General features: G+C 59.6%; 9 protein-coding genes and 1 pseudogene. 7 read left to right on the forward strand and 3 right to left on the reverse strand.

Annotation, left to right across the window (positions count from 1 at the left end; genetic code table 11):
- Positions 1-805 precede the first annotated feature (805 nt).
- On the reverse strand, positions 806-1,747 hold the full coding sequence (locus tag VAE55_RS13465; RefSeq protein ID WP_322816287.1) for a sigma-70 family RNA polymerase sigma factor: 942 nt from the start codon (positions 1,745-1,747) through the stop codon (positions 806-808).
- Between the two features lie 296 nt (positions 1,748-2,043).
- Entirely contained in the window at positions 2,044-3,885 is a 1,842-nt protein-coding gene (gene typA / locus VAE55_RS13470) for a translational GTPase TypA (RefSeq protein WP_322816288.1), read from the reverse strand.
- A 267-nt stretch (positions 3,886-4,152) separates the two neighbouring features.
- On the opposite strand from typA, the gene VAE55_RS13475 reads away from it, so the two are divergent.
- The 7 genes from VAE55_RS13475 (at position 4,153) to VAE55_RS13505 (ending at position 13,151) form a co-directional block, all read left to right on the forward strand.
- Entirely contained in the window at positions 4,153-4,902 is a 750-nt protein-coding gene (locus tag VAE55_RS13475) for a (Fe-S)-binding protein (RefSeq protein ID WP_322816289.1), read from the forward strand.
- A gap of 60 nt (positions 4,903-4,962) precedes the next feature.
- Positions 4,963-6,390 (forward strand): LutB/LldF family L-lactate oxidation iron-sulfur protein, encoded by a 1,428-nt coding sequence (locus tag VAE55_RS13480; RefSeq protein ID WP_322816290.1) that lies wholly within the window; start codon positions 4,963-4,965, stop codon positions 6,388-6,390.
- Between the two features lies 1 nt (position 6,391).
- Positions 6,392-6,853: a GNAT family N-acetyltransferase gene (locus VAE55_RS13485; protein ID WP_322816291.1), complete on the forward strand. Its 462-nt coding sequence runs from the start codon at positions 6,392-6,394 to the stop codon at positions 6,851-6,853.
- Positions 6,850-7,548 (forward strand): lactate utilization protein, encoded by a 699-nt coding sequence (locus VAE55_RS13490; protein ID WP_322816292.1) that lies wholly within the window; start codon positions 6,850-6,852, stop codon positions 7,546-7,548. The genes VAE55_RS13485 and VAE55_RS13490 overlap by 4 nt, the downstream gene beginning before the upstream one ends.
- A 3-nt stretch (positions 7,549-7,551) precedes the next feature.
- Positions 7,552-8,532: a D-glycerate dehydrogenase gene (locus tag VAE55_RS13495; RefSeq protein ID WP_322816293.1), complete on the forward strand. Its 981-nt coding sequence runs from the start codon at positions 7,552-7,554 to the stop codon at positions 8,530-8,532.
- 1,098 nt (positions 8,533-9,630) lie between these two features.
- Positions 9,631-11,808 (forward strand): ATP-dependent RecD-like DNA helicase, encoded by a 2,178-nt coding sequence (locus VAE55_RS13500; protein ID WP_322816294.1) that lies wholly within the window; start codon positions 9,631-9,633, stop codon positions 11,806-11,808.
- 107 nt (positions 11,809-11,915) lie between these two features.
- Positions 11,916-13,151 (forward strand): ABC transporter permease, encoded by a 1,236-nt coding sequence (locus VAE55_RS13505; RefSeq protein WP_322816295.1) that lies wholly within the window; start codon positions 11,916-11,918, stop codon positions 13,149-13,151.
- Between the two features lie 38 nt (positions 13,152-13,189).
- Here VAE55_RS13505 and VAE55_RS19170 read toward each other — a convergent pair.
- A pseudogene (locus tag VAE55_RS19170) lies at positions 13,190-13,453 on the reverse strand (hypothetical protein); the annotation flags it as partial.
- Positions 13,454-13,518: the final 65 nt, after the last annotated feature.

Here is a 13,518-nt window from a genome sequence, read left to right on the forward strand (position 1 = left end):
ATCATCAGGGGCACGTACCGGCGCGGGAGTCCGCTGCAATCCGCGCCGGATCGTGAGTACGGCTGGCGCGGCAGCATGGCTGCCGCACTCCAAACGACGCGACACGGGTAATGGTGGTCGGCAACGGTATCGACCCTGACACGTGATCCCACTGGGCGCAGAGCTGCGGGATAACCGCTGCGACCTCCACGTGATCGCAAGCACGGCTGGCGCGGCAGCATGGCTGCCGCACTCCACACCGCGCGACACGCACATGATTCGCGTGTAAGGCAACCCCACGTGATACCACGGCTGGAGCGGCGCACTGTCACCGGGCCAGTCGCTCACAACAGCACTCATCGCGATCATCCCCGCTGATACGTACGTAGTTGACACCAGTTATGGGTAATGCATAGCTCAGCGGGGGCGGGAATGTCTTGTGTGGGATGGTATTCGCTGTCGTGAGTTGGTGCAGGGGGGCGGTACGCCGTTGGGTGCGCTGGAGGCGCACACTCCCAGCTTCGGGGTCGCTGGGGTTTGGTTTGGTGCTGTCTGGCGTGATGTTGGCTGCGACCCGCCCCCACCCTATTCCGCCTCCGCTGGGGGCGGGATAGGGTGGGATGGTATTTGCTGTCGTGAGTTGGTGCAGGGGTGTGGTACGCCGCTGGGCGCACCGGAGGCGGGTGCTCCCAGGCTGGTGCGCCGGAGGCGGGTGCTTTCGGCTGCGGATGGAAGGAATTTGTACGGCTATCACCACTCTCAACATGACACGACGCGCCGTTGGCCAACGACGCACCTGTAGCGGGATGATTGCTGCGCTGGGTGATTATTCTTCGTTCACATAACCCTGCAATTGTGGGTGCAGGGATGGATCGCGCAGTTTGCGCAGGGCTTCGTGTTCCAACTGGCGCACACGCTCGCGGGTCAGGCGGAGGCGCTGTCCGATCTGTTCGAGGGTGTGCATCGGCTCGCCGTCCAGTCCGTAGCGCAGGCGTAGGATGCTGCGTTCGCGCGGCGAAAGCTGTTGCAGGGCGTGCTGGACATCGGCTTGCAGCATGCTCTCGCTCACTTCGTCGAAGGGGGTGGGCTGGAGCGGATCGGTCAGGATTTCGGCCAGTGCGCCACCACCGTCTTCAGTATGTGGTTCATCGAGTGAGGTCGGCGCCAGACCGGCCTGTTCGGCCCGTTCGACCTGCTCTACGCTCAGGCCGGCAGCCTGGGCCAGCTCTTCCAGGGTTGGTTCGCGGTCGAGCTGTTGCGAGAGTTCCTGGCGCAGGCGCGAAAGCCGACTGAGCCGTTCGCCGAGATGAACGGGGAGGCGCACGGTGCGGCTGTGGTCGGCAATGGCTCGGCCAATGCTCTGCCGAATCCAGTACGTGGCGTAGGTGGAAAACTTCAGCCCACGACTGGCGTCAAACTTATCAACGGCGCGCATCAGGCCAACACTCCCTTCCTGGATTAGATCGAGCAGGCTCAGTCCGTGACCCTGATAACGGCGGGCAATGCTCACGACCAGACGCAAGTTTGAGTTGATCAGTTGGGCACGGGCCTGTTCGCCGGCATGAACTTGCGCCATTAAGCGTTGCTTTTCAGCCAGTGGGAGCAGCGGTTCGTTTTGCAAACGCTCGGCTGCTCGCCGGCCCTGACTCAAGGTTTGGGCCAAGTGCTGTTCCTGCTCAAATGTCAGCAACGGCTCAGCGCCGATCTCGTTCAGGTAGAGCACTATTGAGTCAGATGCACTGCGGCCAATCGTGGTAGGGTTCCTCATTCTACCTCCTTAGACATCGGTAAACACTGCCGATGTCTGTTATGTGAACCGTGATGGCTACTTATGAGACGTTATCAGGTGCCTCTGAGTTTCCCCACGGCCCGAAGGTGTCTACGGGGTGACGGCGTAGCGCAGGCTCAAGCGCCGTCGGTCGTATGTCAGGTGCAAGTGACGAGGCGTGCAGCATGAGGGACGGTTTCCGGGTGCAGATACAGATGCACGCTGCCCGTCGCTCCATAGTATCGACGGGCAGCATAAAGAGAAGGTTAAAGAAAAATGAGAAAAGGATGAGTATTTTAGCGTTCGCTGAGGGCGAGTTCGCGCCGCTTCTTCTCGCGCCGACGGTCATCGGAGTTGAGCAGGCGTTTGCGAATGCGCCAGCCTTTGGGTGTCACCTCGACCAGCTCATCGTCGCTGATGTATTCGATGGCATCGTCAAGCGAGAGCTGGCGCGGCGCATCGAGCCGGATCGTTTCGGCGCCACGGTTGTTGCGCATGTTGGTGAGGTGTTTTTCTTTGCAGACGTTGACTTCCAGGTCGTTGTCGCGGATGTGTTGCCCGACGACCATGCCTTCGTACACCTCTTGACCGGGGGTGATGAAGAAGACACCACGATCTTGCAGGGCGTGGATGGCGTAGGTGGTGGCGACGCCGCTCTCTGCCGCGATCAGGCTGCCGTTGGCACGCATTTCGATCTCGCCGGCATACGGTTCGTAGCCGAAGAAGATGCTGTGCATTATGCCGGTGCCGCGTGTCGCTGTCAGGAAGAGCTGGCGAAAACCGAGCAGGCCACGGGTCGGCACGAGATAGACGTAATGCACAGAACCGTCTTCTGAAATCCGCATATCGCGCATCTGGCCCTGGCGTTTGCCGAGCAGTTCGACTACCACCCCCTGATATTCACTCGCCACTTCAATCTCGACCAGCTCCATTGGTTCGAGGCGCGTTCCATCCGGTGCTTCGCGGAAGATTACTTCGGGTTTTGAGACCTGAAATTCGTAGCCTTCGCGGCGCATGGTCTCGATTAAGATACCCAAATGCAACTCACCTCGTCCGGCGACGATAAAGACATCGGGGCTGTCGGTCTCCTCAACGCGCAGCGCTACATCGCGCTCCATCTCCTGGAAGAGGCGCTCGCGCAGCTTGCGCGAGGTTACGTAAGTACCTTCGCGCCCGGCGAAGGGGCTGGTGTTGACGCCGAAGGTCATGCGCACGGTCGGCTCTTCGACTTTGATCGGCGGCAGCGCTTCGGGGGCCAGGGCATCGGCAATGGTGTCGCCGATAGCCGCATCGCTAATCCCGGCAATGGCGATGATGTCGCCGGCCTGGGCCTGTTCTACTTCCTGGCGCTCAAGGCCGTTGTAGACGAAAATCTGGCTGACCTTAACCGGCGAGATGGTACCATCGCGAGCAATCCGCACGAGTGGCTGGCCTTTGCGGATCGTCCCTCGCACCAGTCGTCCGGTCAGAATCTTGCCCTTGTATTCGTCGTAGCTGCTGGTGGTGACGAGGAACTGCACCGGCCCTTCAACGTCAACCGTTGGTGGTGGGATACGGTCGAGAATGCACTCGAAGAGCGGTTCCAGCGAGTCGTGTAGCTTGAGCGGCGAACGACCGGCGTGACCGAGGAGGGCGTTGGTGTAGATGGTGGCAAATTCGGCCTGTTCGTCGGTGGCGCCGAGATCGACGAAGAGATCGAACGTCTCGTTGACGACGTGGTTGGGGCGGGCCTGGGTCCGGTCGATCTTATTGACGACAACGATGGCGTGGTGACCGGCCTGCAATGCTTTGCGCAGCACAAACTTGGTTTGTGGCATCGGGCCATCGACCGCGTCGACCAGCAGGAGTACGCCGTCAACCATATTCATCACCCGCTCCACCTCGCCGCCGAAGTCGGCGTGGCCGGGTGTGTCGACGATATTGATCTTCACGCCGCGGTAGTTCACCGCGGTATTCTTCGCCAAAATGGTGATACCTCGTTCGCGTTCCAGCGCATTGCTGTCGAGCACGCGCTCTTCCACCTGCTGGTTCTGGCGGAAGATTCGGCTCTGTTTCAACATCGCATCGACCAGGGTGGTCTTGCCGTGGTCAACGTGCGCAATAATCGCGATATTCCGTAAATCAGTTCGCTGAATCATACCTGTTCCGTTACTGTTGGCCGTTGGTTGGCGCAAAAAACGCTCAGGTTAAACCTGAGCGCGACGATGCTACATGTATTATACCATAACGTTAGGGTGGGGTAAGGGTAGAATGTATCTCATCAAGTTGTACCGAGTAGCGGAAACAGCGCTCTTCCTGCACGCCGTAACCCTTTGCCGGGTCACTCTGCTCGTTTCATGTGCTTCCGTGAAGTTTTGGTATAATACCAATATCAGTGCTCTTTCAGCCTCAGAGGAGACGAGACCGTGACTGTCGGCCGTCGTCAAGTGACGTTTTTTGCCACATGTATCGTTGATCAACTATACCCAACCGTTGGACTGGCTGCGGCCAGTTTACTGGAACAGCAGGGAGTAGCGGTTGACGTACCGGATGACCTGCTGTGCTGTGGGCAGATGGCGTTTAATGCCGGTTTCCGTGATGATGCTTATGCAGTTGCCGGGCGCACCCTTGAAGTATTGCGTGGTAGAGGCGATGTTGTCTTACCGTCAGGATCGTGTGCGGCGATGATTCGCCATCTCTACCACGAATTGTTTGCCCATACACCGTTTGCTGCCGCTGCTGATGAACTGGCTCACCGCACGTATGAGTTGAGCGAATATCTGGTTGATGTACTGGGAGTGACCGATGTTGGTGCGCGCTTTCAGGGCCGGCTAACGTATCACGATGCCTGCCACGGCTTGCGTTTTCTGGGTCTGGGCAATCAGGCGCGGACGTTGCTGAGCGGAGTGGAAGGTGCTGAAGTGGTTCCGCTGCCCGGTTGTGATCAGTGTTGTGGGTTTGGCGGATTGTTTGCGGTGAAGCAGGCTAACATTTCAACGGCTATGCTCGAACACAAACTGGCAGCGATTGAGTCAACCCTCGCCGATGTGCTCGTGACCGGCGATGTATCGTGTATGACGCAGATTGCGGGTGGACTTTCCCGACGACAGAGTACGATCCGTGCCCGCCATCTAGCCGAGGTTCTGGCGAATATGGTTGATGCACGTCAGGGATGACGGTGGGTTAGGGTATTGCCTGACCGTCGCTCATCGTTGATGTGCCTGAAAGAAGACAGTATGGTGCAGACAATTGCTTTCTATGATCGCGTTGATCATGCGCTGCATGATGAGTTATTGCAGACGGCGTTGACGCGGGCGACGACGCGCTTTGTCGGTAATCGCGCCGGCGCGATTGGTGCGTTGAGTGATGCCGACCGGCTGCGCGATCAGGCGCGGGCGATTCGGGCGCATGCGTTGGCCCATCTCGATGAATTGCTGCCGCAACTGGCGGCGAATGTTGAAGCGCGAGGCGGGCATGTGTGCTGGGCCGCCGATGGTGAAGAGGCTCGCCGCTATATCATCGATCTGGCGCGTGCGCGTGGCGTGAAGAGTATTGTGAAGTCGAAATCAATGGCCTCGGAGGAGATTCATCTCAACGAGGCGCTGGAGTACGCCGGTTTTGAAGTTGTCGAAACCGATCTGGGCGAGTACATTATCCAACTGGCCGGTGAGACGCCGTCGCATATTATTGCCCCTGCCATTCACAAGACGCGCGAGCAGGTCAGTGAGCTGTTTGCGCAGCATCTCGGTATGCAGCCGACGACCGAAGTACCGCCGATGATCCGCACGGCCCGTCAGGCGTTGCGCCAACGCTTTTTGCAGGCCGATATGGGGATCAGTGGGGTCAATTTTGGTGTGGCCGATAGCGGTGCGATTGTGATTGTCGAGAACGAAGGGAATGCGCGTCTCTCGACGACGGTGCCCCGGATTCACGTGGCGATTATGGGTATCGAGCGCATTGTTGCCCGTCTCGCCGATCTGGGGGTGATGTTGCAGGTACTGGCGCGTTCGGCAACTGGCCAGAAGTTGAGTGTCTATACCAGCCTGATCAGCGGCCCGGCCCGGCCCGGTGAAGAGGACGGTCCTGAAGAGTTTCACCTGGTCTTGCTCGATAATGGCCGCTCGCGGATTTTGGGTGGTCAGTACGCCGAGTCGCTGCTCTGTATCCGCTGTGGTGCCTGCCTGAACGCCTGCCCGGTCTATCAGGCGATTGGCGGTCACGCCTACGGTGGGGTCTACTCCGGCCCGATTGGAGCGATTCTCACACCCCTGCTGCAACCCGATCTTCCCGACGCCTACCTGTTGCCGCAGGCCAGCTCGCTCTGCGGGGCGTGCCAGGAGGTTTGTCCGGTGCGGATCGCTATCCCCGATATGCTGTTGCGCCACCGGGCCGATGCCGTGAAGGCGGGGAAGGCGAATCCGATTGAAAAAGTGGCGATTAGTGGCTATACCCTGATGATGACCCATCCGGCGCTGTATCGCGCCAGTGGCAAGGCGGCGCGTTTCTTTAGCCGGATTCTGGCGCGGAAAGGTCGTTTTCGTCGCCTGCCGCCACCCTTGCATTTGTGGACGCAGCAACGCGATTTTCCCGCACCACCACCGAAAACGTTTCGTGAATTGTGGGCCGAACGCCAGAAGCAGCGCCGGAATGAGGAACAAGCCTGATATGCGTATGGAGATCACCATCCAGGCCGAACGACCTGATAGCAGTGATGCCCTGGCGCTGATCGGTGAACTGGAAGCGGAGCTGGAACCGCTCTACCCGCCAGAAAGCCAGTACGGGTATAGCGTTGAGCAGTTGATCGCCGCAGGTGTTGCCTTTTTCGTCGTGCGGGTTAACGGTGAAGCCGCCGGGTGCGGGGGGATTCAGTTCTACCCGGATTACGGCGAACTAAAACGGATGTATGTGCGACCGGCTTTTCGAGGAATGGGGCTGGCCGGTCGGTTGATAATCAGCTTTGCAGCGGAACACCAGTGCCGCCTGCTCCGGCTGGAGACCGGTATTTTGCAAGATGCGGCCATCCGGTGTTACGAAAAGGCCGGTTTTTACCGGATTGGCCCTTTTGGCCCGTACACCGATGATCCGCTGTCGCTGTTTTACGAACGCCCGATTGGAGCACAGGCATGAGCCGAGATCAGATTCTTGCCAATATTCGCACCAGCTTGCACGCGAACCGGCCACAGCTTCTGGCCGAAGCCACCCGTGCACCGCATGAACCGCCACCGTTCGTCCTGCCGCCACAAGGCGATCTGGCCGAACAATTTGTCACTGAGCTGACCAGACTTGAGGGGAAAGCCTACCGGGTCGCTACTGCTGAAGATGCGCTAGACATCATCGAGCAGTTACTGGAAGAGAACCAGGCCAGTCAGGTGATCGGCTGGGACCTCGACCAGATCGGTCTGCCCGGTTTATCAGCATTACTGAGCGCTCGTGGTGTGGTACCCGCCGTCACGAACATCCGTGGCGACGTTCGGCAGTCGCGCCTGCAAGAGCTGGAGCCGGTACCGGTCTGTCTTTCCGGGGTCGAGCTGGCGATTGCCGAAAGCGGGACGATGCTGCTCCGTCACGGCCCTGGTCGGCCCAGGCTGGCATCGTTGCTCGCGCCCTGTCATATCGCGATTGTGTTTGAACACCAACTGGTACGCGGTCTCGGCGAAGCGCTGGCCTTGCTGGTACAGCGCTACGGCGACGAGATTTTTGGCCCTACCAGCAACCTGACCTTCATTACCGGCCCGTCGCGTACCGCCGACATTGAAATGACCCTCTCACTGGGTATTCACGGGCCACCCCAGGTTCACGCCATTCTGGTCGGTAAAGGGTGATCAATGGAGCGCACAGCCAAACCTCGTGTCTTTGTTACCCGGCGCCTGCCTGAGCCGGCGATGGCTATTCTCCACGAACACTGTACCGTATCGCTGTGGGATCAGGCGGAAACCCCGATCCCTCACGATGAATTATTGCGGGGTGTTGCCACGGTCGAGGGTCTGCTGTGCCTGATCACTGATCGGATTGATGGTGAGGTTGTGGCCGCCGCTCCGCATTTGCGGGCAGTGTCGATTATGGCGGTCGGTTACGACAATATTGACTGGGCAGCGCTGGCCGCACGAGGGATTACGCTCACCAACACGCCCGATGTGTTGACCGAGACGACCGCCGATCTGGCTTGGGCGTTGCTGCTGGCCGCAGCGCGGCGGGTTGTTGAAGGCCAGAAGATGATCGAACGGGGCGAATGGGGTCCCTGGTATCCGCTCCAAATGGTCGGCCAGGACATCTATGGCCGGGTGTTGGGTGTAGTCGGCGCCGGACGGATCGGGCAGGCGGTGTTGCGGCGTGGGCGCGGGTTTGCGATGCAGTTGCGCTATCACAATCGTCGGCGCAATCTGCTCCTCGAAGCCGAGATCGGGGCGGAGTACCGCACTCTGGACGATCTGCTGACCGAGAGTGATGTTGTCGTGGTAACGGCACCGCTCACCGCCGAGACGCGGGGGATGTTCGGGGCCGCGCAATTTGCCCGTATGAAGCCAACCGCTATCTTCGTCAACGTAGCGCGTGGGCCGCTGGTGCGCGAAGACGAGCTGGTGGCCGCGTTGCGCACCGGCAGGCCATGGGCCGCCGGGCTGGATGTCTTTGAACGCGAGCCGATTGGCCCAGACCATCCACTGCTTACCGTTCCCAACGTGGTGTTGACTCCGCACGTCGGCAGTGCCACGGTGACCACGCGATTGCGCATGGCAACACTGGCTGCCGAAAACCTGGTTGCCGTGCTGTACGGTCTCTCCACACCGCATATTGTGCGTCTTGAGTGATCGTACATCTGGTGTGACAGCAGTCAGGGAACGCCGGTTCAAGATTACCTGCTGCTGCGCCTCTTCTAGCAGGAGTGAGGAGTGGTGTCTCTCATACCAACCTCCCCCCGCTGGGGGAGTGGAGAATGGGGAGTAGTGACAGGCGTGCGCTATCATGGTTTCCGATCACCTCAATCCCGGCCCCCCTCCCAACCTCCCCCCGCTGGGGGAAGGAGATATCAACCTCCCAATCTCCCACTGCTGGGGGGAGGAGATATCAACCTCCCAATCTCCCACTGCTGGGGGAGTAGGGAATGGGGAGTAGTGACAGGCGTGTGCTATCATGGTTTCCGATCACCTCAATCCCGGCCCCCCTCCCAACCTCCGCCCGCTGGGGGGAGGAGACACTTCTCGCCCAACCTAACCCCTATACATTACCCACATGTCACGCTGCGTCATGCCGGACTGCAAGCGCTCCCCGTGGCGCAGGCTTCCAGCCTGCGTACAGGCATCCTCTCCACCGCCGGCAGGGGCTGGCCGTGGCCGCTGATGCGCAGGCACGAACCTGGTGCAACATAACGTCTACCCGCATAGATCGCATGCATGCCTGACTAACTCGATGATCGGCACGAGCACATTCAGCACCGCCGTGACCTGGAGAGGTATCGGCGTACCACGCCCCGGATCGTGAGCACGGCTGGCGCGGCAGCCATGCTGCCGCACTCCAAACTGCGCGACACGCACATGATGCGCGTGTAAGGCAACCTATTCAGCACGTGATACCACGGCTGGAACTGAAGTGAAACTGATACAGCAAGAACTCAAAGAGATAAGGCAACCTATTCAGCACGTGATACCACGGCTGGAACAGCGCACTGTCACCGGGCCAGTCGCCCACAATAGTACCCATAGCGATTATACCCGCTGATACGCACGTGGTTGATACCAGGTATGGGTAATGCATAGCACCCCAGCAGGGGCGAGCCGGGGTGGGGGCGTGTCTGACGTTATCTCAGACAGCTTCGCTATAATTGTGAATGCCAGACATCATCAACATCGGACGTGCGGGCAGAGAGTCGTTTGCCGACCTGAACCGCACGCCAAACAAGCGATACATTTATGCAGCAGCTTGACGGCACCCTCGAACGGATCACCTTTCAGAGTGAAAGCGATGGCTACACCGTGGCCCAACTTCGTCCGGTTGGCAAACGTCACACGGTAACCATTATCGGCAACCTGCCGGGTATACAGCCCGGTGAACAGCTCATTCTCGAAGGTGAATGGCGCGATCATCCGACCCATGGCCGGCAGTTTCACGTCCAGCGCTATCGGAGTCGTCTGCCGGCCACGGTTGATGGTATTCGCCGCTATCTGGGCAGCGGCTTGATCAAGGGTGTCGGGCCGGTACTCGCCAAACGGATCACCGAAACCTTTGGCAGGTACACCTTAGAGGTGCTGGATCGCGAACCGGAGCGCCTGAGCGAAGTACCCGGTTTGGGGCGGAAGAAAGCCGTGCTGATCGCCGAGGCATGGCGGGCGCAGCAGCGTATCAAAGACCTGATGTTACTCCTTCAGGACCTGGGTCTTCCTACCGGGGTTGCCGTTCGTATCTACCGGCATTACGGCGATGATGCTTTGCGAGTGGTGCAACAGGAACCGTACCGTCTGGCCGATGAAGTTGATGGGGTTGGGTTTCGTACCGCTGACGCCATTGCCGCCGGTCTCGGCATTGCCCGCGATGATCCGCAGCGGATCGCTGTCGGGCTGCGTTATACCCTGGCGCAGGCTTCCGACGAAGGGCATTGTTACCTGCCCGCCGGTGAACTGACCAGACGTGCCGCCAGCCTGCTTTCAGTGACGACTGCTGCGGTGACGGATGTGTTTACGCAGATGGTGGCGACCAATCAGCTTTGGCGCGATCCAATTGTGGCCGACCCCGATCCTGATCGCTACCCGATCTACCTGCCGCCGCTGGCATTTGCCGAGATTGGGGTTGCCAACGCCATTCGCCGCCTGATCCAGCAACGCTCGTCCCTGGCTGCACGCTATGCCCCTAGCCGCTGGAACCTAGTGTTTGCCCATCTTGCCGAACGGCGTGGAATCAATCTCAGCGATCAACAGTGCCGTGCGGTGCAAACAGCGCTGACCACACCGGTCATGCTGCTCACCGGTGGGCCAGGAACCGGCAAAACCACCAGCTTGCGTGCACTGGTCATGCTTTTACAGGCCAGAGGCTATCGTCCCCTGCTGGCGGCACCAACCGGACGGGCAGCCCGGCGATTGAGCGAGGCGACCGGCCTGGAAACACGTACCATTCACCGTCTGCTTGAATATGGCCCTGATGGAGCATTTCGCCGCAACGCCGAATATCCCCTCGACTGTGATCTCCTGGTGATCGATGAAGCCAGTATGCTCGATATTGTGCTGGCCAATCAGCTCCTGAAGGCGATCCCAGCCGGTGCGCATCTGGTCATCGTGGGGGATGCCGATCAATTGCCGAGTGTTGGCCCTGGCCGTGTGCTTGGTGATGTGATCGAGAGTGGGGTTGTGCCGCGGGTGCATCTCGATGCGATCTTTCGCCAGGCTGCCGGCAGTGGGATTGCCGCCAATGCGCGCCGGATCAACGAAGGCCACCTTCCCGAATGGGGTGCGTACGATGATTTCTACTTCTTCGCAGCCGCAACACCCGAACGGTGTGCGGCGCTGACCGTAGAGCTGGTGGTAGAACGCATCCCGCGTCGGTTTGGATTTGATCCTCGTCGTGATATTCAGGTGCTCAGTCCAACCCACAAGGGGGTGGCTGGGGTTGCTGCCCTCAATGCAGCGTTGCAGGCAGCGCTGAACCCACAGCGCCCTGGTGTCGCCGAATACCACGGTGGCGCCACCATCTTTCGGGTAGGTGATCGCGTCATCCAGCAGCGGAACGATTATGATCGGGATGTCTACAACGGTGATGTTGGTGAGATTGTCGCGGTTGATCCCACCGGGCCGACGGTTATGGTGCGCTTTGAGGATGGTCGAACCATCCGTTACAACGGTCTCGATCTCGATGATCTCACCCTGGCTTACGCCCTCAGCGTCCACAAAAGCCAGGGAAGTGAATACCCGGTTGTCGTCCTTCCCCTCCTGCTGTCCCATCAGCCACTGCTGCAACGTAACCTGATCTACACCGCAGTGACCCGCGCTCGCCAGCTTGTCGTGATTGTTGGTGATCGGCGAGCGGTTGAGGTGGCGATTGCCGCAGCCAATGTTGAACGCCGCTACACCGGCCTGAGCATTCGGCTCGGTAGAACCTGATCGCCCTGGCCGTGACGCAAAACACCAGTACATCGTCATCTTTTTTGATTGACCGGTCAATCAACATGTGCCATACTCCTGACAATTTGATCAAGCGAGAACGGCCTATGATCAGTCCTCGTTGGCACAAAATCTGGCGCGACCTGCGGGCAACCCCCACTCGCACCATCCTGGTCGTCCTTTCCATCGCGGTAGGCGTCTTCGCCTTCGGCGTCATTCTTACCACGCGCACGGTCATCGAGCGTGAGTTGCGGCAGAGTTTTCTGGCCATCGATCCGGCGAGTGCGATTATCACCACCACTACCTTCGATGACGATCTGGTCGCAGCCGTTGCCCGGTTGCCCGGCGTGGCGATAGCCGAGGGTCGGCGAGTGGTACCGGCCCGCATCCAGCTCAGTGCTGGCCGTTGGGAAGACGCTCTGATCACCGTCTTGCCCGATGATGGCCAGCGGCGGATCTGGATTGTTCGTCCCCAGGCCGGATCATGGCCACCGCCTGATCGGGCGCTGCTCTTTGAGCGTGCTTCACTATCCTGCATCGGTGCCACCATTGGCGCAGAGGTGGTTGTTGAACTGTCGGGAATTGGCGAACGGACGATGCCGATTGCCGGTACGATCCATGATCTGAGTACGCCGCTGGCCGTTTTGACGGCGCAGTCGTTCATCTACATGAACGAAGAGACGCTGCGCTGGCTGGGTGGCCCGGCTGGATACAACCAGTTGTACCTGGTGGTCAACGGTGATCGGTGTGATCTGGCGACGATTCGCGACCTGACCCAGGCCGTTGAACGCCTGCTTGAGCGCAGTGGGCATTCGGTGTTGCAAACCTATGTGACACCACCGTTACAGCATCCGGCAGAGGCGATCTTGCCGGTGATTACCGTCCTGATGACTATTGTCGGCCTGCTGGCGCTGGTTGCCAGTAGTTTTCTCAGCATCAACACGATCAGCGCCATTCTCAATCAGCAGACGCGCCAGCTTGGAGTGATGGCTGCCATTGGCGCCGGGCCGCGCACACTGGCGCTTATGTACATGGCAACCACAGCCTTGTTTGGCCTGCTGGCACTGATCCTGGCTGTTCCGACCGGTTTGCTGGCGACACAGGGCTTCGCCGTGTTTCTAGGCGGTCAGTTGAATATCGATCCTGCTATCAAGAACGTGCGCGAACATACGGTTCTCTTCCTGCCCCGACGCATCTTGGCGACCGTATTCGTATCTGACAGGCGTACCGTTCCGCCTACAGCAACGACCCTCGCTGCCATCGTACCGCCATTCCTGGACGGACTCGCCACGGGTAGGGCAGGTACGGTTGCCAGCCGGTTCAGGTGCAGCGCTGCGTTGTGATCGCGGTCATGGTGGGTGCCGCACGCCTGGTACGTCCCTTCCCGGTCGGTCAACGTCAGCGCCTCATGGTTCCAGCCCCAGGACGAACCCAAACGGCTGCTTGGGTCCCAGCGGTCGGCAATGATCAGCTTGGTACCGTATCGCCTGGCTTTGTCTTCGATCTGCAAGCGGACCATGCTAACGCCCACGTTGCTACTGGCCCGGGCGAGCTTGCCCCTGACCAGCATCCCGTTGCCGTGTAACTTCTCAATCACCACCGCGTTATACTGCCCCCCTGGACAGTCAGACCACCAAGATGACATACTGAGCAGTAGTCAGATGACGAGGTGGAGCTGATGAGCAACGAACAGGCACGCAACGACGAGAC

Origin of the sequence: Chloroflexus sp., from assembly GCF_034432675.1 — a bacterium.
Lineage (GTDB): Bacteria > Chloroflexota > Chloroflexia > Chloroflexales > Chloroflexaceae > Chloroflexus.

What these genes read in the sequence shown, in the direction of transcription:
- VAE55_RS13500 (WP_322816294.1), top strand. Translation starts at nt 9,631, where the DNA reads ATGCAGCAGCTTGACGGCACCCTCGAACGGATCACCTTTCAGAGTGAA.
- VAE55_RS13485 (WP_322816291.1), top strand. Translation starts at nt 6,392, where the DNA reads ATGCGTATGGAGATCACCATCCAGGCCGAACGACCTGATAGCAGTGAT.
- VAE55_RS13505 (WP_322816295.1), top strand. Translation starts at nt 11,916, where the DNA reads ATGATCAGTCCTCGTTGGCACAAAATCTGGCGCGACCTGCGGGCAACC.
- VAE55_RS13480 (WP_322816290.1), top strand. Translation starts at nt 4,963, where the DNA reads ATGGTGCAGACAATTGCTTTCTATGATCGCGTTGATCATGCGCTGCAT.
- VAE55_RS13490 (WP_322816292.1), top strand. Translation starts at nt 6,850, where the DNA reads ATGAGCCGAGATCAGATTCTTGCCAATATTCGCACCAGCTTGCACGCG.
- VAE55_RS13465 (WP_322816287.1), bottom strand. Translation starts at nt 1,747, where the DNA reads ATGAGGAACCCTACCACGATTGGCCGCAGTGCATCTGACTCAATAGTG.
- typA (WP_322816288.1), bottom strand. Translation starts at nt 3,885, where the DNA reads ATGATTCAGCGAACTGATTTACGGAATATCGCGATTATTGCGCACGTT.
- VAE55_RS13495 (WP_322816293.1), top strand. Translation starts at nt 7,552, where the DNA reads ATGGAGCGCACAGCCAAACCTCGTGTCTTTGTTACCCGGCGCCTGCCT.